General features: G+C 58.6%; 13 protein-coding genes and 5 pseudogenes. 16 read left to right on the plus strand and 2 right to left on the minus strand.

The genetic code is table 11. The features are described from left to right. Positions 1 to 76 precede the first annotated feature (76 nt). The 7 genes and pseudogenes from C8024_RS13285 (at position 77) to C8024_RS13315 (ending at position 6,312) form a co-directional block, all read left to right on the plus strand. A pseudogene (locus tag C8024_RS13285) lies at positions 77 to 927 on the plus strand (amidohydrolase family protein). Then, positions 924 to 1,949, plus strand: a complete 1,026-nt coding sequence (locus tag C8024_RS13290) for an aromatic ring-hydroxylating dioxygenase subunit alpha (RefSeq protein WP_173206007.1) — start codon at positions 924 to 926, stop codon at positions 1,947 to 1,949. Before C8024_RS13285 ends, C8024_RS13290 begins: the two are co-directional and overlap by 4 nt. Beyond that, a complete protein-coding gene (ligA, locus tag C8024_RS13295; RefSeq protein WP_173206010.1) occupies positions 1,946 to 2,353 on the plus strand; it encodes a protocatechuate 4,5-dioxygenase subunit alpha in 408 nt (135 codons plus the stop codon). Before C8024_RS13290 ends, ligA begins: the two co-directional genes overlap by 4 nt. Before the next feature lies 1 nt (position 2,354). Beyond that, positions 2,355 to 3,197, plus strand: a complete 843-nt coding sequence (locus C8024_RS13300; protein ID WP_173206012.1) for a class III extradiol dioxygenase subunit beta — start codon at positions 2,355 to 2,357, stop codon at positions 3,195 to 3,197. 19 nt (positions 3,198 to 3,216) lie between these two features. After that, on the plus strand, positions 3,217 to 4,155 hold the full coding sequence (locus tag C8024_RS13305) for a Gfo/Idh/MocA family oxidoreductase (protein ID WP_173206014.1): 939 nt from the start codon (positions 3,217 to 3,219) through the stop codon (positions 4,153 to 4,155). Beyond that, positions 4,152 to 5,320: pseudogene (gene pobA / locus C8024_RS13310) on the plus strand (4-hydroxybenzoate 3-monooxygenase). Before C8024_RS13305 ends, pobA begins: the two are co-directional and overlap by 4 nt. Then, entirely contained in the window at positions 5,317 to 6,312 is a 996-nt protein-coding gene (locus C8024_RS13315) for an aldo/keto reductase (RefSeq protein ID WP_173206016.1), read from the plus strand. Before pobA ends, C8024_RS13315 begins: the two are co-directional and overlap by 4 nt. Positions 6,313 to 6,348: 36 nt before the next feature. Here the strand turns inward: C8024_RS13315 and purU are convergent. Further along, positions 6,349 to 7,208: pseudogene (gene purU, locus C8024_RS13320) on the minus strand (formyltetrahydrofolate deformylase). Here purU and C8024_RS13325 point away from each other — a divergent pair. Further along, complete coding sequence (locus C8024_RS13325; protein ID WP_173206018.1) at positions 7,207 to 7,356, plus strand: hypothetical protein; 150 nt, start codon at positions 7,207 to 7,209, stop codon at positions 7,354 to 7,356. The pseudogene purU and the gene C8024_RS13325 sit on opposite strands and share 2 nt — an antisense overlap. Here C8024_RS13325 and C8024_RS13330 read toward each other — a convergent pair. After that, positions 7,330 to 8,178 (minus strand): p-hydroxycinnamoyl CoA hydratase/lyase, encoded by an 849-nt coding sequence (locus tag C8024_RS13330; RefSeq protein WP_173206020.1) that lies wholly within the window; start codon positions 8,176 to 8,178, stop codon positions 7,330 to 7,332. The two genes, C8024_RS13325 and C8024_RS13330, sit on opposite strands and share 27 nt — an antisense overlap. Before the next feature lie 212 nt (positions 8,179 to 8,390). Between C8024_RS13330 and C8024_RS13335 the strand changes: the two genes are divergently transcribed. The 8 genes and pseudogenes from C8024_RS13335 to C8024_RS13370 form a co-directional block, all read left to right on the plus strand. Further along, positions 8,391 to 8,693 (plus strand): hypothetical protein, encoded by a 303-nt coding sequence (locus tag C8024_RS13335; protein ID WP_217272191.1) that lies wholly within the window; start codon positions 8,391 to 8,393, stop codon positions 8,691 to 8,693. A 102-nt stretch (positions 8,694 to 8,795) separates the two neighbouring features. Then, a pseudogene (locus C8024_RS13340) lies at positions 8,796 to 9,904 on the plus strand (S-(hydroxymethyl)glutathione dehydrogenase/class III alcohol dehydrogenase). Further along, positions 9,904 to 10,731, plus strand: coding sequence for an S-formylglutathione hydrolase (gene fghA / locus C8024_RS13345; RefSeq protein ID WP_173206026.1), 828 nt, complete (start codon positions 9,904 to 9,906; stop codon positions 10,729 to 10,731). The pseudogene C8024_RS13340 and the gene fghA overlap by 1 nt, the downstream one beginning before the upstream one ends. After that, complete coding sequence (locus C8024_RS13350; protein ID WP_173206029.1) at positions 10,731 to 11,156, plus strand: NAD(P)H-dependent oxidoreductase subunit E; 426 nt, start codon at positions 10,731 to 10,733, stop codon at positions 11,154 to 11,156. Before fghA ends, C8024_RS13350 begins: the two co-directional genes overlap by 1 nt. Before the next feature lie 2 nt (positions 11,157 to 11,158). Further along, positions 11,159 to 12,703 carry an NADH-ubiquinone oxidoreductase-F iron-sulfur binding region domain-containing protein gene (locus C8024_RS13355; protein WP_173206038.1) on the plus strand — a complete coding sequence of 515 codons (1,545 nt, stop codon included), beginning with the start codon at positions 11,159 to 11,161 and terminating at the stop codon, positions 12,701 to 12,703. Next, a pseudogene (gene fdhF, locus C8024_RS13360) lies at positions 12,700 to 15,559 on the plus strand (formate dehydrogenase subunit alpha). The gene C8024_RS13355 and the pseudogene fdhF overlap by 4 nt, the downstream one beginning before the upstream one ends. After that, positions 15,556 to 15,798: a formate dehydrogenase subunit delta gene (locus tag C8024_RS13365; protein ID WP_173206032.1), complete on the plus strand. Its 243-nt coding sequence runs from the start codon at positions 15,556 to 15,558 to the stop codon at positions 15,796 to 15,798. Before fdhF ends, C8024_RS13365 begins: the two are co-directional and overlap by 4 nt. After that, positions 15,799 to 16,067 (plus strand): formate dehydrogenase accessory sulfurtransferase FdhD (locus C8024_RS13370; RefSeq protein ID WP_173206035.1); only part of this gene is annotated, 269 nt, incomplete at its 3' end. It lies immediately after the preceding gene.

The following is a 16,067-nucleotide window of genomic DNA, read 5'->3' on the forward strand; positions in this document are numbered from 1 at the left end:
CGAGCCGGTCGGGCCCTATCCCGATATTTCCGACGACCAGATTCGGGAAACGCTGGAAACCAACCAGATCCGGCTGCTGAAAGAACGCGGCGCCGATATGACGATCTTTTCCCCGCGCGCCTCTGCGATGGCACCGCATATCGGTGATGAAAGCGTCGCACGGAAATGGGCGCAGGTGAACAATGATCTGATCAGGCGCTGCGCCGAACTTTATCCCGAGATATTCGTCCCTGTCTGCATGTTACCGCAAAGTCCGAAGGCGGATATGCAGGGCAGTATCGAGGAACTGGAGCGCTGCGTCGACATGGGCTTTGTCGGCTGCAATCTCAATCCCGATCCGGGCGGCGGCAAGTTCGAGCATCCGCCGCTGACCGACGAATATTGGTATCCTTTCTACGAAAAATGGTCGAGCTGGATGTGCCGGCGATGATCCATGTGTCCGGCAGCTGCAACCCCGCCATGCACGCCACCGGCGCTTATTATATCGCCGCGGATACAATTGCCTTCATGCAATTCATCCAGGGCGATCTGTTCAAGGATTTCCCGGAGCTGCGCTTCATCATCCCGCATGGCGGCGGCGCGGTGCCCTATCACTGGGGGCGCTATCGCGGCCTCGCCGATATGCTCAAACAGCCCGATCTGTCCGGCCATGTGATGAACAATGTCTATTTTGACACCTGCGTCTATCACCAGCCGGGCGTCACCTTGCTGGCCGATGTGATCGACAACAAGAATATCCTGTTCGGCAGCGAGATGGTCGGTGCGGTACGCGGGATCGACCCTCAGACCGGCCATTATTTCGACGACACAAAACGCTATGTCGACGCGCTCGATATCAGCGATGCCGAACGGCATGCGATTTTCGAGGGCAATGCCCGGCGGGTCTATCCCCGGCTGGATGCGCAGTTGAAGGAGAGGGGGCTATGAGCAGCTGGATCCAAAACGCCTGGTATGTAGCCGGCTGGGACTACGAGATCGGCCCGCAGCCGCTTGGCCGGACGATATTGGGCGTTCCGGTCGTGTTGTGGCGCAAGCTGGACGGAGCGGTTGTCGCCATGCGCGACGCCTGTCCGCACCGGATGCTGCCGCTGTCCATGGGCATCAAGGAAGGCGATTCCATCCGCTGCAAATATCACGGGCTGAAAATCGATCCGGATGGCGTTGCCGAGGAAATGCCGCTGAAATCCGATCCGGTGAACAAACGCATTTGCACGGAAACCTTCGCGGTGCACGAACGGCATCGTTTCGTCTGGATTTGGATGGGCGATGCGCCCGCCGACCCCGAGCTGATCCCGGATCTGTGGCCCTGCTCGGCAGATGGATGGGCCTTTGAAGGCGGCTATTATTCCATTGCCTGCGACTATCGGCTGTTGATCGACAATCTGATGGACCTGACGCACGAAACCTATGTCCATCAGGGCTCTATCGGCCAGCAGGAGTTGATGGAAGCACCGCTCGAAACGCGGGTCACCGATGATAGGGTGTTCGTCGAGCGCTGGATTCCCGATATCGACCCGCCACCATTCTGGAAGGGCGCGCTTGGCAAGGAAGGCCGTGTCGACCGCTGGCAGATTTGCGAATTTATCGCGCCGTCGGCGGTGATTATCGATGTTGGCGTCGCGCCGGTGGAAGCTGGTGCCAGCCTTGAAAAACATGACCAGGGCGTGCGCGGTTTTGTCGTCGATGTGATGACACCGCGGGACGAAACGCACAGCCATTATTTCTGGGGCATGGCGCGGGATTTTCGCACCGATGATCCCGGTTTTGGTGCCCGTTTCCGTCAGCAGCAGAGCGGCGTCTTCGCAGAGGATGTCGAAATCCTGGAAGCGCAACAGCGCTCGATAGCGGCCAATCCGGATCGCAAATTGCAAGCCTATAATATCGACGAAGGCGGCGTCCGCGCCCGCCAGATGATCGATCGAACCAGAAAGGCCGAGGCCGCCGCATGACCGAACAGAATATCCAAGAATATCTCAGCGATCTGGACGATATCCCCGGTACGCGCGTCTATACGGCGTCGCGCGCGCGTCAGGGCTATCATCTGAACCAGTTTGCCATGAGCCTGATGAAAGCCGAGAATCGAGAACGCTGGAAGGCGGACGAAAAAGCCTATCTCGCCGACTGGCCATTGTCCGACGCGCAACGCCAGGCGGTGCTCGATCGCGACTATAACCGCCTGCTCGAGCTTGGCGGCAATATCTACTATCTCGCCAAGGTCTTCTCGACCGACGGCCTGTCTTTTGTACAGGCTGTCTCTTCGATGACGGGGATGAGTGTCGAGGATTATCAGGCGATGATGATGGCGGGTGGCCGACCGGCCGAGGGCAATCGCTCGATCAGGGAAGGCAACTGATATGGCGCATATTTCAGCAGGTGTGGCGACCAGCCACGTGCCGTTGCTCGGCGTCGCCGTCGACCAGGGCAAGACACTAGACGATTATTTCGGGCCGATTTTCAAGGGCTATGAATGGACGAAAGAATGGGAGAAGCAGGAACAGCCGGATGTGGTCATTCTTGTCTACAATGACCATGCGTCGGCTTTCGACATGAACCTGATCCCGACGTTCGCGATTGGCTGCGGCGACAGTTTCGGCATCTGCGACGAAGGCTGGGGGCCGCGTCCCGTTCCGGATGTCGAGGGCCACCCGGACCTTGCCTGGCACATCGCGCAAAGCCTGATTCTGGACGAATTCGACATGACGATCATCAACGATCTGGATGTCGATCACGGGCTCACCGTGCCACTGTCGATGATGTTCGGCCAGCCGAAGAAATGGCCGACGAAAGTCATTCCCATTGCGGTCAATGTCGTGACCTATCCGCCACCCTCGGGCAATCGCTGCTGGGCCTTGGGCGAGGCGATTAGGAAAGCGGTCGAAAGTTTCCCCGACGATCTGAATGTCCAGATCTGGGGCACCGGCGGCATGAGCCATCAGTTGCAGGGGCCGCGGGCTGGCTTGCTCAACCGCGAATGGGACAATCAGTTTCTCGACATGATGGTCGGCGACAGCGATGCCGCGCGCTATATTCCGCATATCGAATATCTGCGCGAGACCGGCAGCGAAGGGATCGAGATGGTGATGTGGCTGGTGATGCGCGGTGCGCTCGGCAGGAAAACCAGATGCCTGCACCGCCATTATCATATCCCCTGCAGCAACACGGCGATCGGGCATATCGTGCTCGAACCCGACAATTAATTTCGACGGAGAAGAAAATATGAAAATCGCACTGGCCGGTGGCGGCGCTTTTGGTGAGAAACATCTCGACGGGTTGAAAAATATCGACGGCGTGGAAGTGACCGCTCTGGTCGGCCGCCGTCAGGAACCGACGCAGGAAATGGCCGACAAATATGGCGTGGGTTTTGCCACCACCAATTATGAAGCCATGCTGGAACGCGACGATGTCGATGCGGTCATCCTCTGTACGCCGACGCAGATGCATGCCGATCAGGCGATCAAGGCGATGAACGCCGGCAAGCATGTCGAGGTCGAAATCCCGTTGGCCGATAGCCTGGCCGATGCCGAAGCGGTGCTGAACAAGCAGAAAGAAACCGGCCTTGTCTGCATGGTCGGGCACACGCGTCGTTTCAATCCTTCGCATCAATATGTGCACAACCGGATCAAGGCGGGCGAATTCAATATCCAGCAGATGGATGTGCAGACCTATTTCTTCCGCCGCCAGAATATGAATGCCAAGGGCCAGCCGCGCAGCTGGACCGATCATCTGCTCTGGCATCACGCCGCCCATACGGTTGATCTGTTTGCCTATCAGGCAGGACCGATTGCGCAGGCAAATGCCATTCAGGGACCAATCCATCCGGAACTGGGCATCGCGATGGACATGTCGATCCAGCTGAAGGCCGAAAGCGGCGCGATCTGTACCTTGTCGCTCAGCTTCAACAATGACGGGCCGCTCGGGACCTTCTTCCGTTATATCGGCGACACCGACACCTATATCGCGCGTTACGACGATCTGGTGAACGGCAAGGAAGAGGCGATCGACGTGTCCAATGTCGATGTGTCGATGAACGGCATCGAATTGCAGGACCGCGAATTTATCGCCGCCATCCGCGAAGGCCGGGAACCGAACAGTTCGGTTGCGCAGGTGTTGCCCTGCTATCAGGTGCTGCATGATCTGGAACAGCAGCTCGGATGAAAACCCAGGTTGCCATAGTCGGTGCCGGGCCGGCCGGATTGCTCTTGGGGCATTTATTGCGCGCGGAAGGTATCGACTGCGTCATCGTCGAGCGCCAGTCGCCGGAATATGTTTTGGGTCGGATCAGGGCGGGCGTGTTGGAACGGACGACCACGGATCTGATGGACCGGCTGGGCATCAACGAGCGGTTGAATGCCGAAGGCTTGAAGGAAGCCGGTTTTGCGCTGGCCGACGGCGAACGGCTTATCCGGATCGATACACTGGGCCTTACCGGAAAATATGTGACCGTCTATGGCCAGACGGAAGTCACGCGGGATCTGATGGATGCGGCGCCGGGCGCGGTCTCGAGATCATTTACGAAGCGACTGATGTGGCGCTGCACGATATCGAGAGCGACAATCCCTCTGTCACTTATGAAAAAGACGGAACACAAATTCGGATAGAGGCGCAGTTTATTGCCGGTTGCGACGGCTATCACGGCCCGTCCAGAAAGGCGATTCCCGCAGCCGTCGCGAAGGAATATGAGCGCGTCTATCCGTTCGGCTGGCTGGGCATATTGGCCGATGTGCCGCCCTGTCACGAAGAGCTGATCTATGCCAATCACGAGCGCGGTTTTGCGCTGGCATCGATGCGCTCGAAGACGCGCAGCCGCTATTATATTGACGTTCCGCTGACCGAAAAAGTCGAGGACTGGCCTGATGAACGGCTGTGGGATGAACTTTGCATTCGTCTCGGCCCGGAAGCGGCAGCCAATATCACGCGCGGTCCGGCGATCGAGAAAAGTATCGCGCCGTTGCGGTCCTATGTGTTCGAGCCGATGCGTCATGGCCGCCTGTTTCTCGCCGGGGACGCCGCGCATATTGTTCCGCCTACCGGTGCCAAGGGATTGAACCTTGCCGCGTCCGATGTCGCTTATCTGTCCAAAGCGCTGGTCGGCTATTTCAAACAGAGTGATAATGACGGGATCGCGGAATATTCGGCCAAAGCCTTGGCGCGGGTCTGGAAATCTGAACGTTTCAGCTGGTCGCTGACCAAGCTGATGCATCGTTTCCCGGAAGACGGCTCGTTTGAACGGCAAATGCAAATGGCGGAGCTTGATTATATCGCTGGCAGTGTGGCAGCACAGACAAGCATTGCAGAAAATTATGTAGGACTGCCCTTATGAGCATATCAAAACGCACGATTAACGGCCGCAGCGTCAATCCGGTAGGGCTGGGCTGCATGTCTCTATCCTGGGCTTATGGTGTGCCGCCGTCCGAGGAGGATGCCTCGAAGCTGCTACATCGCGCGCTTGACTTGGGCTATGACCATCTTGATACGGCGAATATTTATGGCCTCGGTCACAACGAGACACTGATCGGCAATGCCCTGAAAAGCCGCCGGAAAGAGTTTTTTCTCGCGACCAAAATGGGGCTCGTGATAGATGGCGACAAACGCGGCGTTGATTGCAGTCCGGCGGCGATCCGCAAATGTGTCGAGGAATCTTTGACCCGACTACAAACCGACCATATCGATCTCTATTATATGCACCGCCGGGACTTCAATGTGCCGATCGAGGAATCGGTTGGCGCGATGGCGGAGTTGATCGAGGAAGGCAAAATCGGCAGCATCGGCTTGTCCGAAATGTCGGCTAAGACGCTTAGAAAAGCAGCGGTTGAGCATCCCATTGCTGCCGTCCAGACAGAATATTCGCTGTGGACCCGCAATCCGGAAATTGCGGTGCTGGGCGCTTGCAGAGATCTGGGCACAACGCTTGTCGCTTTTTCTCCGGTTGCGCGCGGTGTTTTGGCCAATGGCGTACGCGACGTGAATACGCTGGCCGAGAAGGATTTGCGCCGCAATATGCCGCGTTTCAACGAAGACAACTGGCCAAACAATCTGGAACTGGTCAACGCGTTCAATGCGATCGCAGAAGAAGAGGGCGTTACGCCCGCGCAGCTATCTCTGTCCTGGGTTTTGTCGCAGGGCGAACATGTGGTGGCCATCCCCGGAACCGCCTCGATTGCGCATCTGGAAGAAAATCTCGCGCGATGGGACTGGGAGCTTTCTGCGGATACGCAGGCCCGGCTTGATGCCCTGATCAATCAGCAGAGTGTCGCTGGCCCGCGCTATGGCGAGATGATTCAGAAAACCATCGATACCGAGGAATTTGCTTAAGCCTGCCGGAGGGTCCAGCACCCTCTGCCGGCACGATCAATTCTTGAAAACAATCGTTTTCTGTCCGTTCAGCAGCACCCGGTCTGCGAGATGGTAATGGACCGCCTGCGCCAGAACCCGGCGTTCGATATCGCGTCCCTTGCTGACCAGCGCTTCCGGCGTATCGGCATGGCTTATCGCCTCGACATCCTGATGGATGATTGGCCCTTCGTCGAGATCGGGGGTCACATAATGGGCGGTAGCGCCGATCATCTTGACGCCGCGCGCATGAGCTTGGTGATAGGGTCTGGCACCCTTGAATCCGGGCAGGAAACTGTGATGGATGTTGATGCAACGGCCGGACAGAAAAGCGGCGAGATCGTCTGACAATATCTGCATATAGCGCGCCAGCACCACGAGATCCGCGCCGCTATCGGTCACCAGTTGTTTGACCTGCGCTTCCTGTTGCGGCTTCGTCTCTTTTGTGATCGGCAGATGATGAAAGGGAATGTCGCCGTTGATCGATATCTTGAGAACATCTCGCGGATGGTTGCTGATGATGCCGACCACTTCCATCGGCAATTCTCCGATGCGGTGGCGGTAGAGCAGGTCGCCGAGACAATGGTCGAATTTGGAGACCATGATCATCACCTTTGGCCGCTCGTCGCTGCGGCGCAGCTTCCACGCGACCTGATGGGCCGCGGCGAAATCCTTTAGCGCTTCCGCGATCGCGTCGGCATTGGCACTGGCCGGCAAATCAAAGACCACGCGCATAAAAAATGGCCGGTTTCAGCATCGTTGAACTGCTGCGAGTCGACGATATTGCCCCCGTTATCCGCAAGTATCTTGGCCACGCTGGCAACCAGTCCTGGCTGGTCCGGGCAGGATAATGTCAATATCTGTCGATGTGTCTGCATGGTCTATCTGTCATTCCGGGTTGCGTTGGCCATCAATACGAAAGCGGTGCTGTTTGAACAGCTGCAGCCTATTGTCAATGGCCAGGCGAAAGGTCCGGAGGGCGAAAAACCGACGCTTCGTTTAATTCTGGCCGGTTCCGGCCTTTGATTTGTCATATTCCCCGAGGCCCGGCTTGTAGCTCTTGTCGTCGAGAAACTGTTTCATGCCTTCTTGCCGGCCGTGGGTCTTGTCATGGAAATTCAGTGCCTCCTGCGCGCGGATCAGATAATCTTCGGCATTGTCGAAGGTCATTTCCATGACTCGCTTGACCGCATCCTTGGACGCTTTCAGTGTCGCGAGATTCTTCTTGAGCAATTTGTTCGCGACTTCGGTAACCCGCGCTTCCAGCTGGTCTAGCGGCACGGATTCGTTGACCAGACCGGCTTCCGCTGCTTCCTGTCCGCTCAGATTCTCGCCGAGCAAGGCATGATACATGGCCTTGCGCAGCGGCATCAGGTTCGTGGCCACCTTGGTCGCGCCGCCGCCGGGCAATATGCCCCAGTTGATTTCTGACAGGCCGAATTGCGCTTCATCTGCACAAAAAGCGAGGTCGCATGCATGTAATGGCCCGTAGCCGCCGCCGAAGCACCAGCCGTTGACCATGGCTATCGTGGTTTTCTGATACCAGCGAAGGCGTTTCCACCATGTATAAGCCTCGCGCTGGCTCTGCCGGATGCCGGGCAGACCCTTCTCCTCGGTTTCGCGAAAATATTCCTTCAGGTCCATCCCCGCTGACCAGCTGCTGCCTTCCCCGGTCAGGACCAGAACACCGACATCATCGTTGAATTCCAGTTCATCGAGAACCCGCAACATTTGACGGTTGAGTTTTGGGCTCATGCAGTTGCGCTTTTCCGGACGGTTGAATTTCACCCAGGCAATGCCGTCTTTGATCTCATAAGCTACGGTATCTTCTTCTTTGCGGTCGGCCATATCGAATCCCTATTTTCAGTTAATTGCTATGATCCATAGCGTTTCATATTGCTATTGCCAATAGCATTTCTTATAGGGGTAGAATGTTGGATCCACTTTCATCCTTGCCCGGATATGTTTTGAGCCGCGCTGCTGCCGCTTCCCTTGCAGATTTGAACCGGGGACTCGCGAAGTTGGGACTGCGACACAGCGATTTCTCGCTGCTGATACTGGTGCAGGCCAATCCGCGGATGACGCAAAGCGATGCCGGCAAAATGCTGGATATACAGCGCGCCAATATGGTGCCGCTGGTTTCCAGGCTGCTGGAACTCTCCCTGCTATCAAAGGAGCCGGTGGACGGGCGTTCTCAAGGGCTGCTGCTGACCGCGAGAGGTAAAAAGATACTGAAGGAGGCGCAGGCCGTGGTGGACAATCACGAGACGCGATTGCTGCTATCGATTCCCGAGCGTTTACGGCCCCATCTAATGCCGATATTACAGGCTCTCTGGGATTCCAGCAAATCCAGAAGCGGCTAGCCATGTTTTGCTGGCTGCTTTTAAACAAGCTGTTTATCTCGCGAATACCATATGCAGAACATACAAATATGATCGACAGGTCAAGAGAAGGACATCAGCAATATGAAGACCCGCGCAGCCGTTGCATTTGAAGCCAAAAACCACTCGAGATCGTCGAGCTTGATCTGGAGGGCCCGAAAGCGGGCGAAGTGCTGGTCGAGATCATGGCGACCGGCATCTGTCACACCGATGCCTACACGCTCGATGGTCTCGACAGCGAAGGCAAGTTCCCCAGCGTATTGGGCCATGAAGGCGCCGGCATTGTGCGCGAAGTGGGGCCGGGCGTTACGTCTGTAGCGCCGGATGATCACGTGATCCCGCTCTACACGCCGGAATGCCGTCAGTGCAAAAGCTGCCTGTCCGGCAAGACCAATCTGTGCACCGCGATCCGCGCGACCCAGGGGCAGGGGCTGATGCCCGACGGCACCAGCCGCATGTCCTACAAGGGCGAGGCGATCTACCATTATATGGGCTGCTCGACCTTCTCGAATTTCATCGTCGTACCGGAAATTGCGGTTGCGAAAATCCGGACCGACGCGCCGTTCAACACCAGCTGCTATATCGGTTGCGGTGTCACCACCGGTGTCGGCGCGGTGACCAATACGGCCAAGGTGGAGCCGGGCTCCAATGTCATCGTCTTCGGTCTCGGCGGCATCGGCCTCAATGTGCTTCAGGGCGCGCGGATGGTCGGCGCGGACAAGATTATCGGCGTCGACATCAACGACGACCGCGAGGAATGGGGCAAGAAATTCGGCATGACCCATTTCGTCAACCCGACCAAGATCAAGGGCGACATCGTCGAGCATCTGGTGGCGCTGACCGACGGCGGCGCGGACTATACGTTCGACTGCACCGGCAATACCGATGTCATGCGTCAGGCGCTCGAAGCCTGTCATCGCGGCTGGGGTGAAAGCATCATCATCGGCGTCGCCGAAGCCGGCAAGGAAATCTCCACCCGGCCGTTCCAGCTGGTCACCGGACGGGTCTGGAAAGGCACGGCCTTTGGCGGCGCGCGGGGCCGGACCGACGTTCCGAAAATCGTCGACTGGTATGTGAACGGCAAGATCGAAATCGATCCGATGATCACCCACACGCTGTCGCTCGAAGAGATCAACAAGGGCTTCGACCTGATGCACGCCGGCGAAAGCATCCGCAGCGTGGTGGTCTTTTGATGGAAACCGTCTCCACCAACAGAAGTTTCGATGGAACGCAGGGCGTCTATTCCCACGCGTCCGCCGAAACGGGCACGGATATGACCTTCGCGGTCTATGTTCCCGATCATGAAAAGGGCGCGAAGCTGCCGGTCGTCTGGTATCTGTCCGGTCTGACCTGCACCCATGCCAATGTCATGGAGAAAGGCGAATATCGCCGGGCAGCCAGCGAACTGGGCCTGATCATCGTCGCGCCGGATACCTCGCCCCGCGGTGAAGGCGTGGCCGACGACGAAGCCTATGACATGGGGCAGGGCGCCGGTTTCTACGTCGACGCCACCGAAGAGCCATGGGCCAAGCATTTCCGTATGCGCAGCTATATCGAGACGGAATTGCCTGCCTTGATCGCCAAGGAATTTCCGGTCGACATGGAGCGCCAGGCCATATTCGGGCACAGCATGGGCGGTCATGGCGCGTTGACCATCGCGCTGCGCAATCCGGATCGTTACAAAAGCGTGTCCGCTTTCTCGCCGATTGTTTCGCCGCTAAACTGCCCCTGGGGTGAAAAAGCGCTGGGCGGCTATATCTGCAGCGATCAGGCAGCATGGCGCGAATATGACGCCTGCGCACTGATCGAGGATGGCGCGCGGGTTGCCGACATTTTGGTCGATCAGGGAACCGCCGACAATTTCCTCGAGGAGCAGCTGAAGCCGCAACTATTGGCGGAAGCCTGCGACAAGGCGGGCATAAAGCTCAGCCTGAACTTGCGCGAAGGTTACGACCACAGCTATTATTTCATCTCCACCTATATGGCAAACCATCTGCGCTGGCATGCCGACCGGCTGTGATGGACAAGACTGCACGTCTGGGTGAAATCGTCGCGACCCATGCCGGGCGCGAAGGACCGCTGCTGCCGGTGCTGCACGATATCCAGACCGAATTTGGCTGTATCGATGAAGAGACGAAACGCTTTCTGGCCAGTGCGCTCAATCTGAGCCGGGCAGAAGTTCATGGTGTCGTCAGTTTTTACCACGATTTCAAGTCGGAACCTGCGAAACTGCCGGTGCTGAAACTGTGCCGCGCCGAAGCCTGCCAGGCGCGCGGCTGCGACAGTCTGGCGGCGGAAATCTCGGTAGTGGCGAAAGACAGGTGCGAAATCGAGACGGTCTACTGCCTCGGCCTGTGCAGCGTCGGCCCCAATGCGATGATCGGCGCAGATGTGCACGCCAGACTCGATGTCGGGAAGCTCACACAATTGATTGAAGCCCTGTGACGTTGCGGATCGCCATATCCGATGACGCCCTTGCTCTTGCTTGCGGTGCGGATCAGGTCGCCGAGGCGATTGCCAAGGTCGCGCCCGATGCCGACATCATCCGCGTTTCCAGCTGGGGCATGTCCTGGCTGGAGCCGCTTATTGAGATCAATGGCATTGGCTATGGACCGGCGACGGTGGACGACGTTGCGGCGATATTGGACGGATCATCCGGTCTGAATATCGGCAAAATCGCGGACCATCCGTTCATTGCCAGACAACAGCGCCTGACCTTCGCGCGGGCGGGTATCACGCAGCCGCTCGATCTGGATGAATATCGGGCGACGGGCGGCTGGCTCGGTCTGGAAAAGGCGCGCGCAGCCGGTGCCGATGCCGTGATCGAAACGGTTACCGATTCCGGTCTGCGCGGGCGCGGCGGTGCGGGCTTTCCGGCAGGCATCAAGTGGAAGACAGTCGCCAGCGCAGACGGACCTCAAAAATATATCGTCTGCAATGCCGATGAAGGCGACAGCGGCACCTTTGCTGACCGGATGCTGATGGAGGGCGACCCCTATTGCCTGATCGAGGGCATGGCGATTGCCGGTCTCGCTGTCGGTGCGGACAAGGGCTATATCTACGTCCGCAGTGAATATCCCCGCGCGATTGCCAAGTTGAACGCCGCGATTCTGGCCAGCGCGCATATCGTTGCGCCCTTTGACATCGAGGTCCGGGTTGGTGCCGGTGCTTATGTTTGCGGCGAGGAAACATCCCTGCTCGAAAGTCTTGAGGGCAAACGCGGCGAGGTGAGGGCGAAGCCGCCACTGCCGGCTCTGGAAGGATTGTTTGGTAAACCCACGGTGGTGAACAATGTTCTGACCCTCGCTGCTGTGCCTTATATCCTTGCCAATGGGGCTAAGGCCTATGCCGATTATGGCATGGGCCGTTCGCGGGGTACCATGCCGATCCAGCTGGCCGGCAATCTGAAACATGGCGGCCTGTTCGAGACTGCCTTCGGGATCACGCTCGGCGAGCTTGTCAACGATATTGGAGGCGGCACCGAAAGCGGTGAGCCGGTCAAGGCGGTGCAGGTCGGCGGTCCGCTCGGTGCATTCCACCCGGCCAGCGATTTCCACCTTCCGTTCGACTATGAATCCTTCACCGCAGCCGACGGCCTCATTGGCCACGGCGGTATTGTCGTGTTTGACGAGAGCGCCGACATGCTGGCGCAAGCTCGCTTCGCGATGGAATTTTGCGCAGCCGAAAGCTGCGGCAAATGTACGCCCTGCCGGCTGGGTTCGGTGCGCGGGATGGAAGTGCTGGACCGTATCAAGGCGGGCGGGCGCGCAACTGCGGACTCTGTCGAGAGCCTGCCGCAAATGCACAATGCCCCGAAACAGGGCCGCAGCACGGACGAGGAACTGTCGCTCATTGCCGACCTGTGCGAGACGATGAAATTCGGATCGCTGTGCGCACTCGGCGGTTTTACGCCTTATCCGGTGATGAGCGCGATCCGGCATTGGCCCGAGGATTTCGGAGCGAGCGCCGATATGGTAAAGGACATATCATGACCTATCAGCCGCAAAAGGATTTTGGCACACCGGCCTCCAAGGCCAGCGACATCGTGACGCTATCCATCGACGGCCGCGAAGTCAGCGTTCCGGCCGGCACCAGCGTGATGCGCGCGGCGGCGGAAATCGCCAATAATATTCCCAAGCTCTGCGCCACCGACAATGTCAAAAGCTTCGGCTCCTGCCGGCTCTGCCTGATCGAGATCGAAGGCCGCAGGGGCACGCCGGCAAGCTGCACCACGCCGGCCGAAGACGGCATGGTCGTAAAAACCCAGACGCCGCATCTGCAGAAATTGCGCAAGGGCGTGATGGAGCTTTATATCTCCGATCACCCGCTCGACTGCCTGACCTGCAGCGCCAACAATGATTGCGAGCTCCAGGATCAGGCGGCCAATGTCGGGCTGCGCGATGTCCGCTATGGCTATGAAGGCGCCAACCATCTCGGCGAGGCCAAGGACACATCCAATCCCTATTTCGATTTCGATCCGTCCAAATGCATTGCCTGCTCGCGCTGCGTGCGGGCCTGCGATGAAGTGCAGGGGACATTCGCGCTGACCATGGACGGGCGGGGCTTCGCGTCGAAAATTTCCGCTGGCCTGCCGACCGATGATTTCCTGTCGAGCGAATGCGTATCCTGCGGCGCCTGTGTCGAGGCCTGCCCGACGGCGACGCTGCAGGAAAAGGCGGTCACCGAAATCGGCAAGCCCGACCGCACCGAAATCACCACCTGCGCCTATTGCGGCGTTGGCTGCACCTTCCGCGCCGAAATGCGCGGCGAACAATTGGTCCGCATGGTACCGTGGAAAGACGGCAAGGCCAATCGCGGCCATAGCTGCGTCAAGGGCCGCTTCGCCTGGGGCTATGCCAATCATCAGGACCGGATCACCAAGCCGATGATCCGCGAGAGCATCGACCAGCCGTGGCGGGAAGTCAGCTGGGATGAAGCGCTCGGCTATGCGGCGAGCGAGATCAAACGCATTCAGGAAAATATGGTCGTCTCAGCGTTGGCGGTATTACCTCGTCGCGTTGCACCAACGAAGAGACATTTCTGGTGCAGAAGCTGATCCGCGCCGGTTTCGGCAATAATAATGTCGATACCTGCGCCCGCGTCTGTCACTCGCCAACCGGCTACGGTTTGAAAACCACATTCGGCACCAGCGCCGGCACGCAGGATTTCGACAGCGTTGAGGAAAGCGACGTCATCTTGGTGATCGGTGCCAATCCGACCGACGCGCACCCGGTCTTCGCCAGTCGGATGAAGAAACGTCTGCGCGGCATCGACGGCAAGCCTGCCGCAAAGCTCATCGTGATCGATCCGCGGCAAATCGCGCTGGTCAAATCCCCGCATATCGAGGCGTCGCATCATCTGCCGCTCCAGCCCGGCACCAATGTCGCGGTCCTCACCGCCATGGCCCACGTCATTGTCACCGAGGCCTGGCTGACGAAGACTTCATTCGCGAGCGTTGCGACTGGGACGAATATGCCGAATGGGCCGCTTTCGTTTCCGATGAGCGCCACGCGCCGGAAAGACTGGAAGCGGTCGCCCGCGTGCCGTCCGAAGAGCTTCGCGCTGCGGCTAGATTGTTCGCCACCGGAGGCAATGGCGCGATCTATTACGGGCTCGGCGTGACCGAGCACAGCCAGGGCAGTTCCACCGTGATGGCGATTGCCAATCTGGCGATGGCGACCGGCAATATCGGACGGCCCGGCGTCGGCGTAAACCCATTGCGCGGCCAGAATAATGTTCAGGGCGCCTGCGATATGGGCAGTTTCCCGCATGAATTGTCGGGCTATCGCCATGTTTCCGATGCCGATACCCGCGCCTTGTTCGAGGCCGACTGGGGCGTCCCGATCGACTCACAACCCGGTCTGCGCATTCCCAATATGCTCGATGCCGCCGTCGATGGCGAATTCAAGGCGCTCTATGTCCAGGGCGAGGATATTCTGCAATCCGACCCGAATACCAAACATGTCTCGGCAGGGCTCGCCGCGATGGAATGCGTGATCGTCCACGACCTGTTCCTCAACGAAACCGCGCATTACGCGCATATCTTCCTGCCCGGATCGACCTTCCTCGAGAAAAACGGCACCTTCACCAATGCCGAGCGCCGCATCCAGCTGGTCAACAAGGTGATGGCGCCGGTCAACGGCATGGAGGACTGGGAAGTTACCCAGGCTTTGGCCAATGCCATGGGGCTGGACTGGCACTACACCCACCCGTCCGAGATCATGGACGAGATCGCCCGCCTGACGCCGACGTTCGCCGCTGTGAATTTTGACCGGTTGAAGAAAGAAGGCTCGCTGCAATGGCCGGTCAACGAAGCCGCGCCCGATGGCTCGCCGATCATGCATGTCGATGGTTTCGTTCGTGGCAAGGGGCAGTTTGTCGTCACCGATTATGTGCCGACCGACGAGAAAACCGGCCCGCGCTTCCCGCTGTTGCTGACGACCGGGCGGATATTGTCCCACTATAATGTCGGAGCGCAAACGCGGCGCACTGAGAATACCGCCTGGCATCCGGAAGACCTGCTGGAAATGCACCCGACGGATGCGGAAAACCGCGGGTTGGAGGATGGCGACTGGACCAGATTGTCGAGCCGTTCGGGCGAGACAACCTTGCGCCTGGCGGTGACCGAACGGGTCGCGCCGGGCGTCGTCTATACGACCTTCCACCATCCCGCGACCCAGGCCAATGTCGTGACCACCGAATATAGCGATTGGGCAACCAACTGCCCGGAATATAAAGTCACTGCCGTGCAGGTCGCTGCTTCCAACGGTCCGACCGACTGGCAGTCCGATTACGAACAGCTTTCGGATCAGGCGCGGCGCATCGAGATAGTTGAACCGGCGGAATGAACACGCTCGATCATCTCGTCCATATGGTCAACCAGATCGCGCGCAATTTCGGTACACTGGACCGCGACGCCGCTGCCGAGGCTGTGGCCGGGCATATCCTGCTCTACTGGGACCCGCGCATGAAACGCCGGATCATTGCCGCTGTGGCTGACGAGGCAGGGAGCGACCTTTCGGATGTCGCTGCTCTTGCCGTTGCCATCGTGGCCGATAAGGCGGAACCGGCTGCGACTGGCGCATAGATGGACCGCTATACCGCCAGAATCATTCGCCCGGGCGCTGCTCCGGCGACCGAAGAAATACGACAGGTCGCGATCGAAGCACCGGTTTCGATTGAATTCAACGGTATCGGCTATGCGGTGATGATGGCGACACCGTCGAATCTCGAAGATTTTGTCACCGGCTTTGCCATATCCGAGCGACTGATAGAGCGGGCCGATCAACTTGGCGCAATCGACGTTCATCGCCACGAGAATGGCTGGATCATCCGCGCCAATGTCGCGTCCGAAAA

Origin of the sequence: Sphingopyxis sp. BSNA05 (assembly GCF_013265645.1) — a bacterium.
Classification (GTDB): domain Bacteria; phylum Pseudomonadota; class Alphaproteobacteria; order Sphingomonadales; family Sphingomonadaceae; genus Parasphingorhabdus.

Excerpts from the sequence above, each read along its gene's own strand:
- C8024_RS13365 (WP_173206032.1), top strand. The coding sequence starts at position 15,556 with ATGAACACGCTCGATCATCTCGTCCATATGGTCAACCAGATCGCGCGC.
- C8024_RS13290 (WP_173206007.1), top strand. The coding sequence starts at position 924 with ATGAGCAGCTGGATCCAAAACGCCTGGTATGTAGCCGGCTGGGACTAC.
- C8024_RS13350 (WP_173206029.1), top strand. The coding sequence starts at position 10,731 with ATGGACAAGACTGCACGTCTGGGTGAAATCGTCGCGACCCATGCCGGG.
- C8024_RS13315 (WP_173206016.1), top strand. The coding sequence starts at position 5,317 with ATGAGCATATCAAAACGCACGATTAACGGCCGCAGCGTCAATCCGGTA.
- fghA (WP_173206026.1), top strand. The coding sequence starts at position 9,904 with ATGGAAACCGTCTCCACCAACAGAAGTTTCGATGGAACGCAGGGCGTC.
- C8024_RS13330 (WP_173206020.1), bottom strand. The coding sequence starts at position 8,178 with ATGGCCGACCGCAAAGAAGAAGATACCGTAGCTTATGAGATCAAAGAC.
- C8024_RS13325 (WP_173206018.1), top strand. The coding sequence starts at position 7,207 with ATGGTCTATCTGTCATTCCGGGTTGCGTTGGCCATCAATACGAAAGCG.
- C8024_RS13300 (WP_173206012.1), top strand. The coding sequence starts at position 2,355 with ATGGCGCATATTTCAGCAGGTGTGGCGACCAGCCACGTGCCGTTGCTC.
- C8024_RS13305 (WP_173206014.1), top strand. The coding sequence starts at position 3,217 with ATGAAAATCGCACTGGCCGGTGGCGGCGCTTTTGGTGAGAAACATCTC.
- ligA (WP_173206010.1), top strand. The coding sequence starts at position 1,946 with ATGACCGAACAGAATATCCAAGAATATCTCAGCGATCTGGACGATATC.